This window comes from Bremerella sp. JC817 (assembly GCF_040718835.1).
Classification (GTDB): domain Bacteria; phylum Planctomycetota; class Planctomycetia; order Pirellulales; family Pirellulaceae; genus Bremerella.
This window is the reverse complement of sequence record NZ_JBFEFG010000280.1, coordinates 837695-859790: the sequence shown is the minus strand read 5'-3', so window position 1 is coordinate 859790 and position 22096 is coordinate 837695. Positions and strand designations below refer to the sequence as shown.

The 22096-nt window shown below is 57.2% G+C and carries 19 protein-coding genes and 1 pseudogene; 9 read left to right on the top strand and 11 right to left on the bottom strand.

Going from position 1 to position 22096, the window contains the following annotated elements:
* Positions 1–14: 14 nt before the first annotated feature.
* From AB1L30_RS21940 to AB1L30_RS21915, 6 genes are all read right to left on the bottom strand, one after another.
* Entirely contained in the window at positions 15–1370 is a 1356-nt protein-coding gene (locus AB1L30_RS21940) for a DUF1552 domain-containing protein (RefSeq protein ID WP_367016004.1), read from the bottom strand.
* 15 nt (positions 1371–1385) lie between these two features.
* Positions 1386–3701: a DUF1592 domain-containing protein gene (locus AB1L30_RS21935; protein WP_367016002.1), complete on the bottom strand. Its 2316-nt coding sequence runs from the start codon at positions 3699–3701 to the stop codon at positions 1386–1388.
* A 346-nt stretch (positions 3702–4047) separates the two neighbouring features.
* On the bottom strand, positions 4048–5337 hold the full coding sequence (locus tag AB1L30_RS21930; protein WP_367016000.1) for a beta-ketoacyl-[acyl-carrier-protein] synthase family protein: 1290 nt from the start codon (positions 5335–5337) through the stop codon (positions 4048–4050).
* A gap of 284 nt (positions 5338–5621) precedes the next feature.
* The gene (locus tag AB1L30_RS21925; RefSeq protein ID WP_367015998.1) at positions 5622–6167 is read right to left on the bottom strand and encodes a 3-hydroxyacyl-ACP dehydratase FabZ family protein; all 546 of its coding nucleotides are present in this window, start codon (positions 6165–6167) and stop codon (positions 5622–5624) included.
* Between the two features lie 101 nt (positions 6168–6268).
* A complete protein-coding gene (locus tag AB1L30_RS21920; protein ID WP_345088708.1) occupies positions 6269–6655 on the bottom strand; it encodes an acyl carrier protein in 387 nt (128 codons plus the stop codon).
* Between the two features lie 103 nt (positions 6656–6758).
* Positions 6759–7238 (bottom strand): 3-hydroxyacyl-ACP dehydratase FabZ family protein, encoded by a 480-nt coding sequence (locus AB1L30_RS21915; protein WP_367015996.1) that lies wholly within the window; start codon positions 7236–7238, stop codon positions 6759–6761.
* Positions 7239–7626: 388 nt separating this feature from the next.
* Here AB1L30_RS21915 and nadA point away from each other — a divergent pair, with 388 nt between their 5' ends.
* The 5 genes and pseudogenes from nadA to AB1L30_RS21890 all read left to right on the top strand — a co-directional run bounded on the left by nadA (position 7627) and on the right by AB1L30_RS21890 (position 12254).
* Complete coding sequence (gene nadA, locus AB1L30_RS21910; protein WP_367015994.1) at positions 7627–8763, top strand: quinolinate synthase NadA; 1137 nt, start codon at positions 7627–7629, stop codon at positions 8761–8763.
* A 275-nt stretch (positions 8764–9038) separates the two neighbouring features.
* Complete coding sequence (locus AB1L30_RS21905; protein WP_367015992.1) at positions 9039–9974, top strand: hypothetical protein; 936 nt, start codon at positions 9039–9041, stop codon at positions 9972–9974.
* Between the two features lie 117 nt (positions 9975–10091).
* Positions 10092–10346 (top strand): 50S ribosomal protein L27, encoded by a 255-nt coding sequence (rpmA, locus tag AB1L30_RS21900; protein ID WP_367015990.1) that lies wholly within the window; start codon positions 10092–10094, stop codon positions 10344–10346.
* Positions 10347–10473: 127 nt separating this feature from the next.
* Positions 10474–11463: pseudogene (gene obgE / locus AB1L30_RS21895) on the top strand (GTPase ObgE); the annotation flags it as partial.
* A 20-nt stretch (positions 11464–11483) separates the two neighbouring features.
* Entirely contained in the window at positions 11484–12254 is a 771-nt protein-coding gene (locus AB1L30_RS21890) for a type III pantothenate kinase (RefSeq protein WP_367015988.1), read from the top strand.
* A gap of 25 nt (positions 12255–12279) precedes the next feature.
* Here the strand turns inward: AB1L30_RS21890 and AB1L30_RS21885 are convergent, their stop codons facing one another.
* The 5 genes from AB1L30_RS21885 to AB1L30_RS21865 all read right to left on the bottom strand — a co-directional run bounded on the left by AB1L30_RS21885 (position 12280) and on the right by AB1L30_RS21865 (position 18852).
* Positions 12280–13182, bottom strand: coding sequence for an NAD(P)-dependent oxidoreductase (locus tag AB1L30_RS21885; RefSeq protein WP_367015986.1), 903 nt, complete (start codon positions 13180–13182; stop codon positions 12280–12282).
* Entirely contained in the window at positions 13179–14165 is a 987-nt protein-coding gene (gene gmd / locus AB1L30_RS21880; RefSeq protein WP_367015985.1) for a GDP-mannose 4,6-dehydratase, read from the bottom strand. Before gmd ends, AB1L30_RS21885 begins: the two co-directional genes overlap by 4 nt.
* Before the next feature lie 5 nt (positions 14166–14170).
* Positions 14171–16894, bottom strand: a complete 2724-nt coding sequence (gene gyrA, locus AB1L30_RS21875; RefSeq protein WP_367016464.1) for a DNA gyrase subunit A — start codon at positions 16892–16894, stop codon at positions 14171–14173.
* Between the two features lie 454 nt (positions 16895–17348).
* A complete protein-coding gene (locus AB1L30_RS21870; protein ID WP_367015983.1) occupies positions 17349–17738 on the bottom strand; it encodes a hypothetical protein in 390 nt (129 codons plus the stop codon).
* Positions 17739–18111: 373 nt separating this feature from the next.
* Positions 18112–18852, bottom strand: coding sequence for a CPBP family intramembrane glutamic endopeptidase (locus tag AB1L30_RS21865; RefSeq protein WP_367015981.1), 741 nt, complete (start codon positions 18850–18852; stop codon positions 18112–18114).
* Between the two features lie 162 nt (positions 18853–19014).
* Between AB1L30_RS21865 and AB1L30_RS21860 the strand changes: the two genes are divergently transcribed.
* The 4 genes from AB1L30_RS21860 (at position 19015) to AB1L30_RS21845 (ending at position 22094) form a co-directional block, all read left to right on the top strand.
* On the top strand, positions 19015–19689 hold the full coding sequence (locus AB1L30_RS21860; protein ID WP_367015979.1) for an endonuclease III domain-containing protein: 675 nt from the start codon (positions 19015–19017) through the stop codon (positions 19687–19689).
* A 116-nt stretch (positions 19690–19805) separates the two neighbouring features.
* On the top strand, positions 19806–20054 hold the full coding sequence (locus AB1L30_RS21855; protein WP_367015977.1) for a hypothetical protein: 249 nt from the start codon (positions 19806–19808) through the stop codon (positions 20052–20054).
* 217 nt (positions 20055–20271) lie between these two features.
* A complete protein-coding gene (locus AB1L30_RS21850) occupies positions 20272–20559 on the top strand; it encodes a co-chaperone GroES (protein ID WP_367015975.1) in 288 nt (95 codons plus the stop codon).
* A gap of 407 nt (positions 20560–20966) precedes the next feature.
* Positions 20967–22094 carry a prenyltransferase/squalene oxidase repeat-containing protein gene (locus AB1L30_RS21845; protein WP_367015973.1) on the top strand — a complete coding sequence of 376 codons (1128 nt, stop codon included), beginning with the start codon at positions 20967–20969 and terminating at the stop codon, positions 22092–22094.
* The last annotated feature ends 2 nt before the right edge of the window (positions 22095–22096 follow it).

The window sequence follows — 22096 nt, the reverse complement described above, 5'->3', positions numbered from 1 at the left end:
GCCTGGCGCGGAAACTACCCCAAAGTGGTCACACGACCATTCGAGTCGCTGAACTTGTCGGCGTTGATTCCCATCACTTCGAGCATCGTCACATACAAGTTGCAAAGCGGCGTTTTGTCTGGAACGCGCAGGTGACGTCCTGGCTTGAAGGCTCCGCCGCCGCGGCCTGCCATCAAGATCGGCAAGTCGTCGTGATTGTGGCGGTTGCCGTCCGACAGGCCGCTGCCATACAGCAACATACAATTGTCCAGCAGTGTGCCGTCCCCTTCTTTCACCCCGCGCATCTTCGTCAGCAAGTAGTCGAACTGCTTGGTATGGAAACCATTAATCCGGGCAATTCGCTTTTGCTTTTCGTTGTCGTTCTGGTGATGCGACAGGTCGTGGTGACCATCGCTCACGCCGACTTGCGGGTAAGGACGATTGCTACTGGCGTTGCTCATCATGAAGGTGGCGATACGCGTCGAATCGGTCTGGAAGGCCAGCACGATCATATCGAGCATCAGGCGGCAATGTTCTTCGAACTCTGCCGGCACACCTTGCGGACGAGCGTAGTCCGGCATCTCCACTTCCTGCCCTTCCAGCTTGATGCTGTGGGCCACGCGCCGTTCGACATCGCGGACACTGTGCAGGTACTCGTCCATCTTCCGTCGATCGACTTCACCCAGCCGCTGCTGTAATCGCTTGGCATCGTTCATCACGAAGTCGAGCACGCTCTTCTTGCGGCGATTGCGGATCGATTGGTTCTCGGCCTCTTCCTGGAAGTTGCCGTTGCCGAACAAGCGATCGAATAAGGCCTGAGGATTGACCTCCTTCGTGACGAAGTTGGTATCACTGCGCCAACTGAGGTTCGACGAATAGACGCAGCTATAGCCGGTGTCGCAGCTGCCTGACTGAGCACTCGGTTCGAGACCAAGTTCCAGCGAAGGAAACTTCGTCAGATGCGACAAGCGGTTCGCCGCGTATTGATCGACCGAGATCCCATTACGGATATCGGCTCCGTCGGTCTTGTGCGGATGCGCACCGGTCAAGAACGAAGCGACACTGCGGGCATGGTCACCACCGCCATCCCCTAGCGCCCAACCGTTGTGCAGCTCGAAGCCAGAGATCGGCATGATCTCGCTACGATGCTTGGCCAGGTGCGAAAGGGTCGGCGTCAGCTCTTTCAGCTCGCCTTCGTACTTGGGTTGCCAGTCCGGCATGTGCATGCCGTTGGGCACGTAGAAAAAGCCCATACGCACCGGCGGTTTGATTTCCGTGGAATCGACCTTTGCGGCGCGTGCCTCAGGGCAGACGCTTTCCAGCCATGGCATCGCCATCGCGATCCCCAGGCCTCGCAAGATCGTTCGTCGACTGAGCATTGTACTGGACATCGTCAGTTCCTCCTTTTAGCCGCCACGTTTCTGGAACGGCTCGCTATGGACGATCGCGCGAATCATGGCCGAGAACTTGTCGTTGTTGTTGGCCATTTCACCTTGAACCTGCTGAATCGCACATTCGTCGTAATATTCCACGCCTCGCCCCAGGGCGTAGGTCATGGTCTTGCTGATCAGGTTATGGATGAATTCATCCTTCTTGTCTTCCAGCAGCAGACGCTTCAAACCGTCTGCTCCGGCAAACTTCGTCCCGCCGGGCATCTCGCCACTGGCGTCGATCTCGAAGCCCTCGTCTTTCGTTCGCCACTGACCGATCGCATCGTAGTTCTCCAGCGAGAACCCAATCGGATCCATCTTGGCGTGGCACGAAGCACACGCGGCATTTTCGCGGTGCATCTTCATTCGCTCGCGAAGACTACCGGCCAGTTTCTTCTGCGACTCGAGCGAAGGAACGTTCGCCGGCGCTTCCGGTGGAGGCGTTCCCAGAACGTTGTCGAGAATCCACTTCCCACGCTTCACCGGGCTGGTTCGAGTTGGGTTCGAGGTCACCGTCAGCACGCTGGCCTGAGTCAGGATACCGCCTCGCTTGTTGTCGTTCAGTTCGACGCGGCGGAAGTGATCTCCCTCGACACCTTCGATGCCGTAATGCTTCGCCAGTCGCTCGTTCAAAAAGGTGTAGTTGGCTTGCAACAGATCGAGAACGTTACGGTCTTCGTCGACGATCGACTGGAAGAACATTTCCGTTTCGGTACGCATGTCGGTCGCCAGTTTGTGGTCGAAGCCACGGAAGCGTTCGCGGTCAGGCTGAACGATGTCGAGCTTTCGCATCTCGAGCCACTGCCCGGCGAAGTTCTCGGTAAGCTGCTTCGCCTTCGGGTCGGCCAGCATCCGCGTGATCTGAACGTCGAGGTTCTGACGCAATGTTCCTTTCCAGGCCTGTTGCAGCAGATCTTCGTCGGGCATCGTGCTCCACAGGAAGTAGCTTAAGCGGGTCGCCAACTGGTAGTCGTCCAGAGCATGCGTCCCTTCCTGGGTGTCTTCTTCCACTTTGAACAGGAAGTTCGGCGAGCACAGAATGCCAACCACCACTTCGCGAATGGCTCCCTCGTAGTTAAGTCCATCTTCCTTGGCCATGCCGTACAGAATCATCAGACGTTCCATCTCGCCGTTAGTCACCGGGCGACGGAAGGCTCGCGATGCGAACCGAGCGACCACCTGCTGGGCGGCCTGAAGTTCGTCGAGACCATGTTCGCCTGGTCGCACGAAGATAATTCGCTTGTGCGACTCGGGATAGCGAGCGTCGAGATTGCTGTCGGGGCCGCGGAGTTCGATGCGGTTGATGAACAAGTTTCGATCGCGACGACGTGGATCAGGATTGCCCGGATCGTAGTGGTCGTTCAAGAACGCGACTTCAAGCGGCAACTTCCCCTTCGGCACCCGCATCTTGATTTCCATGGGGTGACTATCCGGCGTGGTGTTCTCGACGGCGAACGTCTTCGAGGTCTTGCTACCAATCCGAACGCCCATCTTCGCCGGCTCGTTGCCTGACTGGCTGGCGTAGGCGTAAATGGCGACCGTATAGCTGCCTGGCTCGACGTCGAGTTCGTAGCTGCCGGTGTTGTTCGATGGGAAAGTCAGGTTACGACCGGAAGGATTTCCCTGCTTCAGCTTGAACTGAGCCAACGGCAAGTCGTGCTTCGGCACGAGCTGCTCGCGATCGGTGATGATGGCGCGGGTCGCGATCTCGTCGGCGGCTTCGTAGAACTTCTCAAAAAGCAGCGGCGAGGTCGACAGGACATCGCCAATGTTGTCGAAACCGTAGCCGACGTCATCGGCGGGGAACGACTGGGTTGCCTGGTAATCGATCCCCACCAGATCGCGGATCGTGTTTTGATATTCGACACGGTTCAACCGGCGAATGGTCTCGCGACCTGGGTTGGCAGGGCTGCTACAGTCGATGCTCGATAACGCATCCTGAACCCAGGTTAAAACCGACTGGAGTTCTTCGACAGCTGGCTGGTCGTAGTCGCGCGGAGGCATGGTTCCGTTCACCAACATGTCGAGCACGGAGGACCATTTTTTTCGGCCGACGGTGGTGACGTCTTCCAGCGAGCGGAATTTTTCCAGATCGAGTCCGGCCTCAGGCGTCGCACCGGAGTGGCAGTCCATGCAGTAGCTCTGCATGAAGGGAACGATCTTCTTGGAGTAGTCCGCGTCCATTTCGGCGCGTTTCGCGGCGTGAAGCTGCGACACCGAGAGGCTGCAGACCAGGGATAAACCGAGTATGAGGACACCACTCGCGCGGCATCCGAAGATAGGCCGGAGCATGATGAAACTCCTCTTAGGGAAGATGGGGTGCAATAAAGGCGGGTATAAGGGATGGATAGACGGTGGATTATATAAATCCATCGTCGATAGGTCCATGGAAATCGCAGCCCGGAACCATGCGTTCGCCTTGCGGCTTTCCGCACCAAAAGAAGAGGAACCGAATAATTTGGCTAGACACCCCTCTAGCGAAGCATTTACCCGCAAAAGAGAGGTAAACCAGAGAATTTGGGTGGCAATTCTAAAGACACTCGGAGCCCACCCGCGCGAGAGGCCGAAATTGACAAAAAAAGGCCGCAGGTCGTTGCCAACCTGCGGCCTTATTAACTTGTCTGCTTCGCGGGACGCTTTAGCCGTTGAAGCGGCTCAAAGCGAGGGTGATGTTCTGACCACCGAAGCCGAAGCTATTGTTCAGGGCGATGTCGACCTTCGCTTCGCGAGCAACGTTCGGGACGTAGTCGAGATCGCAATTGTCGTCTGGGTTTTCGTAGTTGATGGTCGGCGGCAAAACGTTGTCGCGGATGGCCATCAAGCAGACGATCGCTTCGGTCACGCCAGCGGCAGCGATGAGATGCCCCATCATGCTCTTGGTACTGGAGACCGGGATCTTCTTGGCCAGTTCGCCGAACGCTTCCTTGCAGCACAGCGTTTCGACCTTGTCGTTCACCGTGGTGCTGGTGCCGTGGGCATTGACGTAGTTGACCTGCTCTGGCGTGATGCCGGCGTCGGCCATCGCCATCTTCATGCAAGCAATACCGCCGCGGCCTTCCGGATGGGTGTCGGTGATACGGAACGCGTCGGCAGTCGTACCATAACCGATGATTTCGCCGTAGATGGTCGCTCCACGAGCCTTGGCATGCTCCAGCTCTTCGAGCACGACCATCGAGGCCCCTTCGCCCAGCACGAAGCCGTCGCGCTCGCGATCGAACGGACGCGAAGCCCGCGTTGGCTCGTCGTTGCGAGTTGACAGTGCCGTCAGCAGGTTGAAGCCGGTGACGCCGAACGGATGGATCATGCTATGGGCACCGCCCGAGAGCATCACGTCGACCGTACCACGCTTGATCAGCTCGCGAGCTTCGCCAATGGCCTGGCTGGAAGCAGCACAAGCGGTCAAGCAGTTGAGGTTGGGACCTTGAGCGTTGAACAGCGATGCGAGGTGACCGCATGGCATGCTCGGGTCTTGTTCCATTTCGCGGCGTGGATCGAGCGTTGCCAGGCCCTTCTTGATGAAGGCCGACTTGTCCCAGTCGCCGTTACCGCTGCTGATGGCAGCCACCACCATGTTGGTAAACGTGTGGAAGTCCTGGTCCCCTTCGCCGCAACCGAGGTAAACACCAAAGCGAGTTGGATCTTTGATGACATCCATCACGCCCGAGGCTTCAACGGCCTGCTTGGCGGCACCGATGGCGAACCGGGTATGGCGTCCCGATTTCTCCCAATCGGCGATCTTCTCGCCACACTTCGAGACGTCCCAGTCTTTGACCTCGGCCGAGATCTTGGTGGGGAAGTTCGAGGCGTCGAAGACGGTTGTGTAACCAACGCCCGAGGCACCCTCTTTCAGGCCTTTCCAGACCGTTTCCACATCGTGTCCCATGGGATTGACCATGCCGACACCGGTGACAACGACTCGCCTAGTCATAGAAGATTCTCTCCGCGCTGGAAGCAAAGTTGGCGACCAGAAGTGGGCCGCCAAGCTGAAAATACGATTTTAACGTGCCCCAAGGGGCCAAGGTCGCGTCCCTGCGAAAGGGTTCGATAGCGGGGATCCGATAGCCGCCAGCGATGTTTATTCTACTAAGCGTGATCGGCAATTTTACCCTGAGACGTTTGGTCGAAACGGGTAGCGATTGGCGATCTCGGTGGGTGCCATCGAGGACCTTACGGAAATCGAACTGCCGTCCGTCTTTCCGTCGTCGCGGTAAGCTACGACACGGAAGGAGGTTTGGTAAGCTCGTTTTCGGCTTGAATCATATACTCGGGAGGCTGCAACGGGGAGCCATCCTTCGCTTTGCCGACCTTATAAAGTCCGAGCAATCGCAGCATCGATAGCAGGTCGGCCGGGAAGAACAGGTCGCGATCCTGGTCTTTATCGTTGAGATGGGCAAAGAACATCTCGACTTCCGCGTGCAACGTTTCGCCCACATGGCTGGTTGCCGAGACGTAGGCCCCGTTCTCGCGGATATCGTTCATGGTGACGCTGTAGGTCAACTGATCGCCAGGGTGGGCCGTGGTGTGGAAGGTTGCCTTGGCGACCTTTGCCAGCACGACACGTTCGCGGAAATCGTAGACTTCGCCAGCCAGCAAACCACCGGTCTGGGCAATGCCTTCAATCACGAGCGAATGAGGCATGACCGGCAGATAGGGAAAGTGGTCGTGAAGGTGGTCTTCGGCTAACGAGACACACTTGACCGACTTGGCCGACTTGCCGCTTTCGAACTCAATGAACTTGTCGATCCAAAACCAGCGCATCCCGACGGTCCCTTCGACGATTGGTTAAGGGCACAATGGCAAATCGGTCCGCCTCTGCCATGCCGAGAGCGGACCGAAATGAACTTCTGTGCCAGGTTAACTTAGGCCAGCTTCGACTTGACGTAGCTGCACATGTCGTTGACGGTCAGCAGATTGCCGAAGTCGGTAACAACCGGATTTGCTTCGAACTTGCTGAGGTCAGCGAAAGGCATACGCTTCTTCAGTTCGGCCAGACCTTCTGGAGTCACCTTGCCGTCTTGGACGTATTCGGCGTTGGTCAGAATGTCTTCTGGGAACAGTTCGTCACGTGGAATCGTGATGCCAAAAGCCTTTTCCAGGCGGAACACGATATCCAGGAAGTCGATCGACTCGGCACCCAGATCGCCGACCATGGTGGCCTCCGGTACCACTTCTTCCTCGTCAACGCCCAGGGCGTCTACCAAGGCTTCGCGGACCTTTTCAAAAACTTCGTCATCCGAGGGTGCCATAATTTCTTGCTCTCCGACTAGGAAAAGACAGGCTTATAAACTGCGTGAAAAACGTTCCCCTACGCGGGAATATGCGGCCGCACCGCGCGACAGCGACGACTGCTTACACCGATGCTTGTTGGCGATTGAGCAGTTCGTATTGTAGCTTCAATACACGGATCGCATTCAGATCCGTTTCATTCGGCTCGTCGGTACCCGACGAGTTGGAACTCTCTAGTACGATGCGGGAACTGACGGCAACGTTGCCTGCCACTTCGCCCGAAACTTTGAGCGACGCCAGGTTGCCATCCATCTTGATCAGTTCAGCTTTGACGACCAGCATTTCGCCCGGTTCGACAAAGTTGCCATACTTCACGTTCCGTGCTTCTTTCAACACGGTCGTGCTATGGCTGAAGTTGTTCGTTACGCGAACCAACCAGGCCCCGGTCTGCGTCATTGCTTCAAGCATCAACACACCCGGCATCACCGGGAAACGGGGAAAGTGATCCTGGAGGTACTCTTCGGCCAACGTCAGGCATTTGATAGCCGAAACTCGCTCGCCAGGATGAATCTCCGAGATTTGATCGATCAGACAGAACTTCATCTCAGCTCACTAGCGACTCGAATTTTCAAAATGCACTTAGGGACTTGCCGGCGCGAAATTAAAGCTTAGCAGTATACCTAGGCAATCTCACCCTCACAAGTTCACAACCGGCGAGCGTTCCACGGTTTTCGGCCAGGAAATTGCCTGCCCAGGTTCTTCCTAACCTAAGACATTAACACAACTTACGAAAGACCTCTTCTGATAGACGGCTCAGATTGCCCTCGACCAGCCGGGAATATAAGGTCTTCCGGGTCGTTGTCGTGGGTGGGTCAACTTCCGGTTCAGGTCTATAATGCATCGTTGTATCGGCCCGCTTTTTGGCCCGAAGCTAGCCCCTGCCATTCGACTTAACCCTGGCTGCCAGCACCCGGCACCTGCGAGAATCATCATGTCGACCGTTTCCCTGGGATCTTTCGATTTCGCCCCTTACCGGTCCCTTTCCAACGAAGAACTGACGCAGCGAATCCAGAAGGTTCGCGACGAGATGGGAAGCCGTTTGCTGATCCTGGGTCACCATTATCAGCAGGACGAGGTGATCGAACTGTCGGACCTTCGCGGCGATAGCTACCAACTCAGCAAGATGGCGGCCGAGAGCAGCGATTGCCGCTACATCGTCTTCTGCGGCGTCCACTTCATGGCCGAAACCGCTGATATTCTGGCCAACCGCCCAGAGAAGATCACCGAACGAGACGGCCAGCGGGTCACGGTTGTCCTGCCCGACATGGCCGCCGGATGCTCGATGGCCGACATGGCCGCGATCGAACAGGTCGAAAATGCCTGGGAAGACCTGGGCGAGGTGATCGACACAAACGACATCACACCAGTCACTTACATCAATTCGGCAGCCAGTCTGAAGTCGTTCGTAGGCAAGCATGGCGGGATCGTCTGCACGTCGAGCAACGCCGACAAAGCCTTGAAATGGGCGTTCAACCGCACCAGCCGGGCCCTCTTCTTCCCCGATCAGCACCTGGGCCGAAACACGGCCCTGACCATGGGCGTGACCGAAGAGCAGATGCCGGTCTGGAACCCTTACGCGGCCGAACTGGGGGGCAGCAGCGAAGCCCAACTGAAGGAGAGCAAAGTGATCCTCTGGCAGGGGCACTGCAGCGTTCACCAGATGTTCAAACGGGAACATGTCGACGCTTTCCGCCAGAATCACCCAGGCATTCAGATCCTCGTTCACCCCGAATGCATGCGAGAAGTGAACGAAATCGCCGACGTTTCGGGCTCGACTGGCAAGATCATCGAGACCGTTCGCAAGGCTCCGGCCGGCACCAAATGGGCGATCGGAACTGAATTACATCTGGTGAATCGCCTGAAGAAAGAGCATCCTGAGCAGGAAATTCACTTCCTGAGTCCGGTCGTCTGCATGTGTGCCACGATGTACCGCATCGATCTAGCTCACCTTTGCTGGACGCTCGAAAACATCGCCGCCGGCACGCCGGTCAACGAAATTCGGGTCGACGACGAGACCGCCAAGTGGTCGCGGGTCGCTTTGGAGCGAATGCTGGAAGTCTCGGCATAATCGCTGCGACCCTATTCTTCCGCCTCGATCCTGGCCAAACGTCGTACCTCGGAAGGACCGTTCTGGGAATAGCTAACCCTAAAAGCTCCAAAAACTTGACGCCTGTTAAATTGGGCAACTATATTAGTCTGTGAGATAATTTCGGCCGGCCCTCCCAGGCTGTAGCCGTGGCTTCGCTTTTCCCATCTCCCAGGCCTTTCCGCATGACTCTTGGCATCCTTCGCATTACGTTTTTGCTCGCTGTAACGATGACGTTCGCATCGTTGGAGTTGCCATTGTCCCACGCCATCGCCGCCGCGCCGGAAGAAGCTCCGGATGCCGCGGACCAGACGATTCGCCTGGCTCAGGTCAATCCGCCGAACCGTAAGTTCGTGGAAGGCGTTCTGACGACCATTCCGATGAAGTTCAGTGCCGAGGACACCTACACTACCCCGGCCGAATATCGCGATATTCTCGAAGGAATCCCGAATCTCGACTGGAAGCCGAACTTCATGGCGGAAACGCGTACCTTGAAGTCGATGGCTTCGGACGTGATCTATCGCCGTGACATCTGGGGCCTCGAATTCTCGTTCAAGCCACTGCGCATGATCGAAGTCGGCATTCCTCAGCCAAGCGGCAAACTGCAGAAGAAGCTGATCTGGTACATGGTTTATAAGGTCACCAACCACGGTGAACCACTGCGACACGTGCCAGTCAAAGATCAGTTCGACAATGTGAAATACGAAGTTCAGCAGATCGAAGGCCTGCCATCGGCACCGGTTCGCTTCTTCCCTCGTTTTGTGTTGTCGACGCAAGACACCAAAGAGAAGAAAGAGTACCTGGACCGCATCCTGCCAGCGGCTGCCGAAAAGATCGCCGAGCGGGAAACGGGGGGTAGCAAGCTGTACAACACGGTCGAAATCAGCCGTTTCGACATCCCAGTGACAACCGAAGACAAAGACAACAGCATCTGGGGGGTGGTTACCTGGGAAGATATCGACCCCGAAACCGACTTCTTCAGCATCTACGTCGACGGCCTGACCAATGCCTTCCGCTGGAAGGATAAGGATGAACAGGTCGATCCGACCGACAACCCGCTTTCTTACCGCCAGTACGAGCAAAAAACACTGAAGCTCAACTTCTGGCGTCCTGGTGACCGCTTGGACGAGAACGAAGAGGAAATCCGGTTCGGAGCCCCGGGAGAGGTTGACTACGAGTGGATCTTCCGCTAAAAAACTAGTTTCCCCTAGGCCCATTATCCGTATCTGGGTAAAGGCCAGTCCAAGTCAATAAGCTATCGCCGCATCTTTGCTTGCGGCCTCGATAAAATACCATCAGGAGCAGATGTCATGGCCCATAAGAAAGGTCAAGGTTCTAGCCGCAACGGTCGCGATTCTAACCCGCAGTACCGCGGCGTGAAGAAGTACGGCGGTCAGTCGGTTACCGCTGGTAGCATTCTGGTTCGCCAGCTCGGCACCAAGTTCCGCCCTGGCAAGAACGTTGGCATGGGCAAGGACTACACCCTGTTCGCTTTGACCGACGGTACGGTCTTGTTCGATCAGGGCAGCCGCCGCGTGAACATCGTCGTGGCAGAAGCCAACTAAGCGAGTCGGGCCTTCCCCTGCGGGAAGCGTCGGTAAATGATTCGCCATAGAGAAAACAGAATGGGGATGGTCAGTAGGCCATCCCTATTTTTATTCGTAGCAAGCCAATCTTAAGCAGCACTCAATCATGTTCGTCGATCGGGTACAAATCGAAGTCGAGGCCGGAGCCGGAGGCAATGGCTGCTCCAGCTTTCGCCGCGAGCGATACATTCCCAAAGGTGGCCCCGATGGTGGCGACGGGGGTGACGGCGGAAGCATCATCCTGATGGCCGAAGAAGGGGTCAACAGCCTCGTTCAACTCGCCCATCAGCATCATTGGCGCGGCAACCGCGGTAGCCATGGCAGCGGCGCGAATCGTACCGGACGCAAAGGCGAAGACGTCGTGATCAAAGTTCCGCCGGGCACGGTCGTGATCGATGCCAAAGAGAACTTCGTCCTTAAAGACCTGGCCAAGAATGGCGATCAACTGATCGCGGCTCGTGGTGGCAAAGGTGGACGCGGCAATCAAAGCTTCAAGACCTCGACCAATCGTGCTCCGCGCGAATGCCAGCCCGGCGACCCTGGCGAGAAGCGTCTGCTGATCCTCGAACTGAAGTCGATCGCCGACGTCGGCTTGATTGGCAAACCGAACGCCGGCAAGAGCACCCTGCTCTCGCGTCTGTCACGGGCTCGTCCCGAAATCGCCGACTATCCGTTCACGACCAAGTTCCCCAACCTCGGCCAGGTTCAACTCGATATCGATACCGAGTTCGTTCTGGCCGATATCCCAGGTCTGATCGAAGGGGCCGCGGAAGGTGTTGGCCTGGGTCACGAGTTCCTGCGTCACGTCGAACGTGCCGGTCTGCTCGTTCACCTCGTCGAGCCAGCCCCGATGGACGGGACCGATCCACTCGAGAACTACACGGCGATTCGCCACGAGTTGGAAGCGTACAACCCACAACTGGCGGCCCGTCCGGAAGTGGTTTGCGTGACCAAGGCGGAACTTCCCGAAGCGGAAGAAGCCCACGCCAAGCTGCAAGCGTTGATTGGTCACGACATCTTTCTGATCTCCGCCGTGACCGGGCAAGGTTTGAATCAAATGGTCCGCCACGTTGCGACTCAATTGGAGGTCGCCAAGAACGAATCGGAGGGAGCGTAATGCCGGTTGAGTCTTTCATCACCGTCGACGTTGGGAATACCCGCGTTCACTTCGCTCGCTTCGAAAACTTCAAAGCGGACGAAGCCACGGCTCCCGTTTCGACGTTTTCGTACTCGGCTTATTCTTCCGATATCCAGGGACTGCGTGACTGGCTCGTCGAGCGTCCCCTGCCCTGGTTTGTCGTCAGCGTGCATCGCTCGGCACTCGCTTCGCTCGAAGCATTCTCGAAGATCGAACCACGCGTCAGCGGCTTCACTTCGTTCAAACATCCTCAGCTTCCGATCAGCATCACGCTTGAGTCGCCAGAGAAGATCGGGCTCGACCGACTCGCTGCCGCGATCGCCGCGAATCACCTTCGTGAGAAAGACCGTCCTGCCATTGTGGTCGATGCCGGCACGGCAATCACCGTCGATGCGGTCTCCGCGGAAGGCGCATTCGTCGGAGGCGCGATCCTGCCAGGCATGCGAACCAGTGCCAGGGCATTGGCCGAACAGACCGACGCCCTACCGCAGATTACGTTCGACCTGGAAGTGCAGCCAACCGCCATCGGTAAGAACACGCTCGAGGCAATGCACAGCGGTCTCTTCTGGGGATCGGTTGGCGCGGTCCGGGAAGCGATCCGTCGTGTCTCCGCCGAGCTTGGCACCGACAAGTCACCGCAAATCTTCTTTAGCGGCGGCGATGTGAAGTACCTGGCGCCGTGGATGGACATGCCGATCGAAACGGTCGACCACCTGGTCCACCGGGGCGTTGCGTTGGCAGCTCAATAGCGTTCATGCGAAACGCGACGACGAACTAACTGGCAACGTCGCGAAAGACATCTTCCACGGTCTGCCGCAGCGAGATCATCTGCAGAGGCCCGATCGCGGCCGACAACTTCGTCACGTCGGCAATCGGCTGCTGCGATGGATCTGACTTTTCGCCACTCACTTCGACCTGCTTGCCAGCGATCTCGCAGATCGTATTCCAGATATCGGCCGTCGTGATTGCCTGGCCACTTCCGACGTTAAAGGTTTCCCCCCAGGCCTGGTTCTCGATCAGCAGACGATAGATTCGGACGACATCCCGTACATCGCTCAGGTCGAGCGAGGTCGCGAGCGAACGGACGACCTGGGGACTGTCGGCACCGGCAACCTTCTGGCACCACTCCGGCACCAGGTAGATCGGACTTTGACCAGGACCGGTATGATTGAAGGCTCGGCAGATGATTGCCTTCAGCCCCTGATCGATCCGATCACGAACGACGTTTTCTGCCGCCCATTTGCTGTGAGCGTATCCGCCAATCGGCTTCAGTGTGTCGTCTTCCGCGGCCAAGGGCTGCTCAGGCGTTCGCGGGCCGTAGACTTTGCTGCTACTGACGAACAGCATCTTCGGCTGCGATGGCAGAACCAAGGCCAACTCGGCGACATGTCGTGTGCCCAGAATGTTGACCGCCTTGCACGTTTCGGTCGGCAAGTCGTCACCGCAGCTACCAGGATGACTGATCGCGGCGAGATGATAGATCACGTCAGGAGCGAATTCGGTGAGCGTTTTCACCAGCGCATCGGACGCAGGCTGAGCGATGTCCCACTTCAAGTTTTCCTGCGAATCGGACTGGCCACCGACGAACGTTCCACGGACCTCGTCACCGCTGGCACGCAGATGTGCCGCGAGATGCTGTCCGACAAAACCATGGATGCCGGTTACCAGTGCTCTCACGACTCCTCCTTGAGTAGCTTGATGTCTGCTTTGACTCGTTTCATATCGGCGTCGACCATCATGTGCACCAACTGCTCGAACGAAACCTTCGGTTCCCATCCGAGTTCGGCTTTGGCCTTGGCCGGATCGCCGCAAAGGGTATTCACGTCGGCCGGTCGATAGAACTTCTCGTCCACGACAACGTATTTCTGCCAGTCGAGCTCAACGCGTTCGAACGCCAAACGGCAGAACTCGCGAACGGTATGCTTCTGCCCGGTCGCCACGACGAAGTCGTCGGGGTGCTCGGCTTGCAGCATCAACCACATCGCTTCGACATAGTCGCCGGCGAAGCCCCAGTCTCGTTCGGCGTCGAGATTGCCTAAACGTAATTCGCTTTGCAAACCTTGGGCAATCCGTGCCACCGCGTACGTGATCTTACGCGTCACGAACTCGATCCCACGCAGGGGCGACTCGTGATTGAACAAGATCCCACTGCAGGCAAACAGATCGTAGCTTTCGCGATAGTTGACCGTCATCCAGTGGCCATACATTTTCGAGACGCCATACGGACTGCGTGGCCAGAATGGCGTTGTTTCGCGCTGCGGCTCTTCGTAGACCTTACCGAACATCTCGCTGCTGGAAGCCTGGTAGAAGCGAATGGTCGGATCGACTGTTCGCACCGCTTCCAGAATTCGCGTCACCCCCAGGGCAGTCACTTCGCCGGTGAGGATGGGCTGATCGAAGCTGGTCGGCACGAAGCTTTGTGCCGCCAGGTTATAGACCTCAGTCGGTTGCACCTTTTCGAGCAGCCGATTGAGGGCCATCTGATCGAGCAGGTCACCTTGGTGCAGCTCGATCTTGTCGGTTAAATCGGCGATTCGCTCGAACGGCAGCGTGCTGCCTCGACGAACCATGCCATGCACCTGATACCCCTTCTGCAAAAGAAACTTTGCGAGGTAGGCTCCGTCCTGTCCGGTAATCCCGGTGATCAGTGCAGTACGCATTCGATTTACTCTTCGCCGCTATCTTCGGCGTTCGTGTCTTCCGCGGCGGGTGCTTCGTCGCTGGCTGGCGCGTCATCGCTAACCGGGGCTTCCCCTTCGGCGACTGGCGAAGCAGGCGATGGCGATTCTTCCGTTTCCACGGCTTCGTCGTCCCCTTCTTCCTTCGGCACACGAACCACAGCGGCAAGCGTATCCCCTTCGTCGAGCGACATGATCCGCACGCCCTGGGTGTTACGGCCAACCATGCTGATCTCGGAGGCGGCGATCCGCTGCAGTTTGCCGCGGGCCGTCATCACCAGAATCTCGTCGCTGTCGTCGACGCGAGCTACCGCGACCACTTTCCCGTTTCGGGCAGTCGTCTTAATGTCTCGCAGGCCCTTACCACCACGCTTCTGCGTACGGTAACGAGCACCGCTGGAAGTCGATTCTTCTTCCGAAGCAGGTTCGTCCGAAGTACCTTCCGTATCGGCATCGTCTTCTTCGACCGCCATACCAGGACCGAAGTTAGTACGCTTGCCGTAACCATGTTCGCAGACGGTCAGCAGTTGAGCTTCCGGATCGGCGACCACCATCCCGACAAGGTTGTCCCCCTTGGAAAGGTTGATCCCCTTCACACCGCTCGAATTACGTCCCATCGCACGGGCATCGTCTTCGCGGAAACGAATGGCCATCCCCTGTTCGGTCGACAGAACCAGCTCGTCGCCTGGCTTGGTGATCGCCACGTCGATCAGCTCGTCGTCTTCCTTCAGCTTGATGGCAATGATGCCGTTCTTCTTCGGGCGGCTGTATGCTTCCAGATTGGTCTTCTTCACCAGGCCCTTACGGGTCGCCATCACCAGGTAGTGGTCTGGCATGTCGAAATCGCGAACGGCACGGCAATCGGCGATCTTTTCCCCATCTTCCAACTGAAGCAGGTTGACCACCGCGCGGCCGCGGCTGTCGCGGGCTAGGTTCGGCAGGTCGTAAACCTTCTGCCAGTGAACCTTCCCCTTGGTGGTGAAGAAGAGCACGTAGGCGTGCGTCGAAGCGACGAACAAGTGCTGGATTGGATCTTCTTCTTCGCTCTTGGCACCCTTGATGCCCTTGCCACCACGGCGTTGGGCTTTGTAGATGCTGGCTGGGGTTCGCTTGATGTAACCCTTGGTGCTGATCGAGACCACCATCGTTTCTTCTTCGATGAGGTCTTCCAGATCGATGTTGCCGATCTCTTCGTGCGAGATTTCGGTGCGGCGGTCGTCACCGAAACGACGATCGATCTCTTCCATCTGCTCGCGGATGATCGCCAGAATGTTGGCTTCGTCCGAAAGAATGCGGAGGTATTCCGATATTTCGTCGAGCAGCTTCGAGTGTTCGTTGGTGAGCTTTTCCTGCTCGAGGTTCACCAACTGACCCAGCGTCATTCGCAAGATCGCGTCGGTCTGCACCGAGGTCAGGTGGTACACGTCCGATTCGCCCCGTTCCTGCTGGAACAAGGTAAAGCCTCGCTCGCCCAAGGCTCGGGCCATCATCGATGCCGGGCACTCGACACCCATCAAGCGAGTCTTTGCTTCGGCCTGGGTGGAAGACGAACGAATGATGCGGATGATTTCGTCGATGTCGGCCAGGGCCAGCAGCAAACCTTCGATGGTGTGCTTGCGCTGACGAGCTTTGGCCAACAGGAACTGCGTCCGGCGGCGAATGACCACCACGCGATGGCGGATGAACTCTTCGATCATTTCCTTGATCGACATCGTCCGCGGCTTACCATCGACCAGGGCCAACAGGATGATCGAGAAGGTGTCCTGGATCGGCGAGAACTGGTAAAGCTGGTTCAGCACGACATCGGGGTCGGCGTCACGCTTCAGTTCGATCACGATGCGGACCGGTTCCTGCAGGTCAGAAAGGTTGCTGACCGAGCGAATCCCCTGGACGCGACCTTCGTTGACCAGTGCGGCGATCTTCTCTTCGACGCGGTCGCGGGTCTGCTGGAATGGGATGTCGTGGATGATGATCTTCGCGCCACTCTTGGCGTATTCGATCGTCGTGTGCGAGCGAACCACGATCGTGCTGCGGCCCGTCTTGTAACCCTGGCGAATGCCAGCGCGGCCGCAGATGATCCCACCGGTCGGGAAGTCGGGGCCTTTGACGATGTCGAGCACTTCTTCAATCGACGAACCAGGTTCATCGATCAACAGAATGACGGCCTGGCAGATTTCACGCAGGTTGTTCGGTGGAATCGACGTGGCCATACCGACGGCGATACCGTTGGCACCGTTGACCAGCAGGTTCGGAAACTTGCTCGGCAACACGGTCGGTTCACTACGCGATTCGTCGTAGGTCGGCACAAAGTCGACTGTGTCGAGCTTCAGATCTTCCAGCAGCAGACTGGCGAAGTTCGACATGCGAGCTTCGGTATATCGCATAGCAGCCGGCGGCAGACCGGCGATCGAACCGAAGTTCCCCTGTTTGTCGACCAGCACGTAACGCATGTTCCATTCCTGGGCCATACGAACGAGCGTTGGATAGATGACCGATTCACCGTGAGGATGGTAGTTACCCGAAGTGTCACCAGAGATCTTGGCACACTTCACTCGAGAAGCACCCGGGGTGAGGTTCAGGTCGTTCATCGCTACCAGAATGCGCCGCTGCGACGGCTTGAGCCCGTCACGAACATCAGGCAAAGCGCGGCTGACGATCACGCTCATAGCGTAAGTGAGGTAGCTCTCCTTGAGCTCGTCCTCGATCGACATTGTGAATAGCCGAGTGGGGTCTTCCGGCGCCCCGCCATCGGCTCCATTACCGTTTGCGTTATTCCCGTCCGTTGCCAAGTGAGCGTCCTTTCGGAGGTTATCCTTCGCCGCGGGGATAAGCGTCCCGGAGCGATCGTCAATCTGCTGTGTCTAAGGGTGCCCAAGAGAGGCAAAAACGTCGAGAAAACGGCCGTTTTCCCAAGGCTTTATGGCCTCGTTGATTGCACGCCATAATGTACCAAATCCGGCTGCGCGAAACTACTAGGGGGCCTGCATTGCTCGGAAGCTCTAAGTGCTTGAGAATTGGCAGTTTACGAACGCATTTTTCCAAGCTGATAGCGAGCCTGCGCGAAGCGGTCGAATTGCCAGAAAAAAGCCCCTCTCGGCCGGCCGCCAGACGGTCCGCAAACGAGCTCAATTTGCCTCTCGTTTCATGGCCAACGACCTCGCGGATCTAGCCCGCCCCGCGAAGGATTCCGTCGTCGTCGCATTCGTCGGCGAACTCTTCCCAGTCCATGTTGGCGATCGATAGGTTGTTTTCGACGGCCCACATCTCAGAAGGCACCACGCGAAAGCTTCGCCCTGGCTGCTCATAAGGATCCACCACCAATATCGGCCGCTCTTCGCTTTGCATGGTCTGGGCGTCGACCACGAAGAAGAACCCGCTGGCATCACCATTCAATTGCAACAGCCTATCGATAGTTGCCCCGGCGAGTGACGAGTCTTCGATCCACTTCAGGTACGGTACGAAGCCCTCGTCACTGGGCGTTTGCAACTGCTGGACGAGCGCAGCCCAAGCCTCGTCGGAAGTGAATTCAGTTCGATAAATGGGCGTATTGTCCACGAGAAACCCAGGGGCCTCACCAAGAAGAGCATTCAGTCGACCGAGACTGGCTGGCCACATTGTGCCCCGCTCCAGACAGCGATTCCACTTTTTTCCAACAATTCAGGCAACCGTTTGTCGAGATGGGCGAAAACCTGAAAGACCTGACGGGGAAACGGGTCCAACGCTCGCGGCCGCGAGAAAATACATTTTGGGGGCAGATCGAGTGGTGACGTCCGCGTCGCAGCAGCCTCTCGATCTGAATGCCGGCCTTCCTTTCGAGGAAGACCACAGGTAGCCGGCACGGCTTCGACCGCAGCCATATCTTACCGCTTCAGGGTCGGTACGGATGTGTGCTGCGGTCGAGGTGATTCTTGCGAGACAGACTCGCCCCTTAAGAGAACGCGACCAGCACGTCGTACATGGCATGCGATCCAGCCGCGATGCCGAAGCCGCGCAGGGCAAAGATCGATGCGAAGATCAGGCCAGCCGAGAGCCGGAACAAGAAGGTATAGCCATCAATCGGATCGCCACCCGGGACAAATAGATTGTAGTGGGCCGCGGCGAAGATCAAGCTGCTGATCAACATCGCCGCGAAGGTTGCGATCACCTTCGGAAAGGCGAAGCCCTGGATGAAGACGATCAGGACCGGAATCAGCATCAGGCGAAAGAGCAACTCTTCATAGATACCTGCCCCGAAATAGGCGACGACCTGCTTCGTGGTGACGTCGACCTCAGGCCCGGTACTTGCCGCGACAATCTGCATCTGCATGACCGACGCTTGAAAATGAGCAAGGCACAGCAGAAACAGCCCCAGTACCATCGATTCGGCCGCCATCAAAGGCAGGTTGGTTGGCCGCAGTTGCCAGGGATAGTGTTTCAGGTGATGCCAGGCCAGCAAGATTCCGATGGTCAGCACCGGCAGCAGAAAATATTGGCCGAGTCCTAGCAGTTCCAAGAATTGTCGCAGCCAGACATCGACGCCGTTGCGAATAGCGCCGGGGCCAAGCAGCAAGATCCCTGCTTCGTAGATTGCCAGCATCGGCAACACGAAAACCAGGCTGGTCAAAGGCCGTGAGGTGGCCTGCCAGTAGTTGATCTCAGGGATTTCGGGTTCCACTTCCGCTGCGGACATGAACGCAATCTTTAGCTGGCGAACTTCGACATGACGAGCGTTTCCACATATTTCGGGTCGGTCGAAGTGCCAGCAGCACTTGATTCATCACAACCTGACTGGAACAACTGTTACGACCGGATATGCCCTTCCTCTACCCTGCTTTGCCCCAGGAACCGATCGTTGACCGACTCGAACGTCTCGCTGAATACCGTCTTCGAGAACCTGCTGGAGTTCTATGGACCACAAAACTGGTGGCCTGGGGACTCGCCACTGGAAATCATGATCGGAGCGGTCCTGACGCAAAACACCTCGTGGAAGAACGTCGAGAAAGCGATCGCCAATCTGAAAGAAGCCGACTTGCTGCATCTGGGTCGCCTGCACGAGACCCGTCCGGAAGAACTGGCCGAGATCATTCGCCCGTCCGGCTACTATCGTTTGAAAGCAAAGCGGCTGGCGAATCTGATCGATCACGTGATGACCCGCTACGACGGCGACGTGGAATGGATGTTTTCGCACGATCTCGCCACGCTGCGGGAAGAACTGCTGGGCATCAACGGCATCGGCCCGGAGACTGCGGACTCGATCCTCCTTTATGCCGGCAACCTGCGAACGTTCGTGGTCGATGCCTACACGGCTCGCGTTTTGAAGCGGCATGGCTGGATCGACTGGGAGGCCGACTACCATCAGATTCAGGACCACTTTGTCAGCCAGGTCCCTGCGGAAGTCGAGCACTACAACGAGTTTCACGCCTTGATTGTCCGGGTCGGCAACCAGTTTTGCAGCAAAAAGCCGAAGTGCGAGGGCTGCCCGCTACAGTGTTATTTACCGGAATCAGGCATCAGCGAGCCGTTCTAGAAAATTTCTAGTAACTACCAGAAAAACATTTGCATCCCGGCCTGGATACGAGATGATGAGGATCTCCCTCTTTTGGATAATCCTCGTCTCTCTCCGCGAGCATAGGAAACGGTTGGATGAACCAGTCGTCGACGCCTCAAGTACCGATCTGGGCCCATCTTCTGTGTGGCTGGCCTTTGTTTTTGGTGGCCGTTGGCGGAGCGGTTGGCGGTGGACTCGGTGGTTTGGCGTATGGCATCAGCATCTCGATCTTCAAGACGAATGTCCCGATGCCGGTGAAGATTATCGCCCCCGTCTTCATTGGAATGGCTGCGGTTGTGCTTTACTTTGTGATCGCGATTACCATCTTCACTGCCATCCAATAGCCACGCTTGCCTCGCGGAACGACCAGCAGTTATTGGCAACAATTTTTGCCGGTTCTCCCTAAACCGCACGACCCTCCCCCTTAACGGGCCGTTTGGCGGCATTCCGTCAATCGCCACTTCTTGAAAGTGACGCATCGGCGTGTCAGAATCATTCCTTGCGGAATGTGAACTTCCCTGGAAGTATCCCCTTTTGATTTGTGCCGGAGCTGAAGCAAGTATGAAAGTTGTTCCCCTGGGAGCCAATGTGGTCGTGCGGCGGATGGAATCGGAAGAAACCACAGCCGGCGGCATCGTCTTGCCTGGTAGTGCTCAAGAGAAACCGAAACAGGGTCGCGTGCTGAGCGTCGGCGACGGTCATGTTTTGAAAGACGGCACCAAGTCAGCCCTCAGCGTGAAGGAAGGGGATCAGATCTTCTTCAGCAGCTGGGCTGGCACGGAAATCAAAGTTGAAGGGGAAGAACTGCTGATCATGGCCGAAAGCGATATCCTCGCGATTCGGGCCTAATCCCTGCCTGACGACTTAGTTTTTATCTCCCTGGCCGGCGATATTCGGTTCGTGCGGCCTTTGCGGACTCTGTTTCTCGGTCCTCGCTGCCCATTTTCGGTCCCCCATCCGGCTAAAGTGCTACGCTTTCCAGCGTCATCGTTGCCGATTTCCTGGTGGTGGTGCATGGCCCGATGGGTGCAACCGGTTTACAATAAAGCGTCTTATGCTTGGTTTCACGGCGAACATCGTAGTTCGTCCGGGGCTTCGCAACGGTGCCACAGGGATCGCATTTCTGACTGCCGATTCCTCGCGCGGTCTGATTCTGCTTTATTCAAAGCGGCAACGAGCACCTAGCAATCCGCCCGATGACGCCTGGCTTCGTCATCCGCGTTGACTTGTTTTCCTTGAGATGAGGTTTTTCTTTCATGTCTCAATTGCTCGTGAACCCTATCCGTTACTTCATGGCTGCCTGCCTGGTCGCCTCGCTGCTGATCACGCCAGCGATCGTTCGTGCTGCCGATGGCTCGGACTATGACAAGGCCGTCGAAAAGGGTGTGACCTTCCTGGCCAACCAGGGCCAGGCCGAAGATGGCACCTTCAGCGGCAACACCGGCATCGGTGTGACTGCGATCTGCACGCTGGGCATGCTGGAACATGGCCGCACGACGCTTGATCCTTCCGTCAAAAAGGCACTGGCCGCGATGGAAAAGCACGTCAAGCCAGACGGCGGTATCTATGTCGAAGGTACCCGTCACCGTAACTATGAAACTTGCTTGTGCATGCTGGCCTTCAGTGCCGCCAACAAAGATGGCCAATACGACAAGCTGCTGGCCAACGGTCAGAAGTTCTTGAAGGGCCTGCAGTGGGACCAGGAAGAAGGCAAGAGCGAAGACGATCCGTACTTCGGCGGTGCCGGCTACGGTGGCCACTCGCGACCTGATATGTCGAACACCACCTTCCTGATGGAAGCGTTGAAGGCGAGTGGTGCCAGCGAAGATGATCCTGCCATCCAGAAGGCTCTGATCTTCGTCAGCCGCTGCCAGAACCTGGAATCGCCACACAACCAGTTCGAGTTCGCTCCGAAGAACCCGGACGGTGGCTTCTACTACACAATCGCCGCTGGTGGTAACAGCCAGGCCGGTCCAACCGACAACGGGGGCCTTCGCAGCTATGGCTCGATGACCTATGCCGGTCTGAAGAGCATGATCTACGCCGGCGTCGACAAAGACGATCAGCGCGTGAAGGCAGCCGTCGCCTGGCTCGGTAAGAACTACGACACCAAGCAAAACCCAGGCATGGGTGACACCGGTTTGTACTACTACTATCAAACGGTGGCCAAGGCTTTGGATGCCTACGGCGAAGACACCTTCGTCGGCGAAGATGGAACCAAGCATGACTGGCGGAAGGAATTCACCGAAGAACTGATCAGCCGTCAGCAGTCCAACGGCAGCTGGGTCAACGAGAAGGCCGAACGTTGGATGGAAGGTGACCCGAACCTGGTGACCGGTTACAGCTTGCTGGCCCTGTCGTACTTGAAGAAAGACGACAAGTAGGC

Excerpts from the sequence above, each read along its gene's own strand:
- AB1L30_RS21845 (WP_367015973.1), top strand. The coding sequence starts at position 20,967 with ATGTCTCAATTGCTCGTGAACCCTATCCGTTACTTCATGGCTGCCTGC.
- AB1L30_RS21890 (WP_367015988.1), top strand. The coding sequence starts at position 11,484 with ATGCCGGTTGAGTCTTTCATCACCGTCGACGTTGGGAATACCCGCGTT.
- AB1L30_RS21940 (WP_367016004.1), bottom strand. The coding sequence starts at position 1,370 with ATGTCCAGTACAATGCTCAGTCGACGAACGATCTTGCGAGGCCTGGGG.
- gmd (WP_367015985.1), bottom strand. The coding sequence starts at position 14,165 with ATGCGTACTGCACTGATCACCGGGATTACCGGACAGGACGGAGCCTAC.
- AB1L30_RS21850 (WP_367015975.1), top strand. The coding sequence starts at position 20,272 with ATGAAAGTTGTTCCCCTGGGAGCCAATGTGGTCGTGCGGCGGATGGAA.
- AB1L30_RS21855 (WP_367015977.1), top strand. The coding sequence starts at position 19,806 with ATGAACCAGTCGTCGACGCCTCAAGTACCGATCTGGGCCCATCTTCTG.
- AB1L30_RS21865 (WP_367015981.1), bottom strand. The coding sequence starts at position 18,852 with ATGTCCGCAGCGGAAGTGGAACCCGAAATCCCTGAGATCAACTACTGG.
- rpmA (WP_367015990.1), top strand. The coding sequence starts at position 10,092 with ATGGCCCATAAGAAAGGTCAAGGTTCTAGCCGCAACGGTCGCGATTCT.
- AB1L30_RS21935 (WP_367016002.1), bottom strand. The coding sequence starts at position 3,701 with ATGCTCCGGCCTATCTTCGGATGCCGCGCGAGTGGTGTCCTCATACTC.
- AB1L30_RS21925 (WP_367015998.1), bottom strand. The coding sequence starts at position 6,167 with ATGCGCTGGTTTTGGATCGACAAGTTCATTGAGTTCGAAAGCGGCAAG.
- AB1L30_RS21915 (WP_367015996.1), bottom strand. The coding sequence starts at position 7,238 with ATGAAGTTCTGTCTGATCGATCAAATCTCGGAGATTCATCCTGGCGAG.
- gyrA (WP_367016464.1), bottom strand. The coding sequence starts at position 16,894 with ATGTCGATCGAGGACGAGCTCAAGGAGAGCTACCTCACTTACGCTATG.
- nadA (WP_367015994.1), top strand. The coding sequence starts at position 7,627 with ATGTCGACCGTTTCCCTGGGATCTTTCGATTTCGCCCCTTACCGGTCC.
- AB1L30_RS21920 (WP_345088708.1), bottom strand. The coding sequence starts at position 6,655 with ATGGCACCCTCGGATGACGAAGTTTTTGAAAAGGTCCGCGAAGCCTTG.
- AB1L30_RS21930 (WP_367016000.1), bottom strand. The coding sequence starts at position 5,337 with ATGACTAGGCGAGTCGTTGTCACCGGTGTCGGCATGGTCAATCCCATG.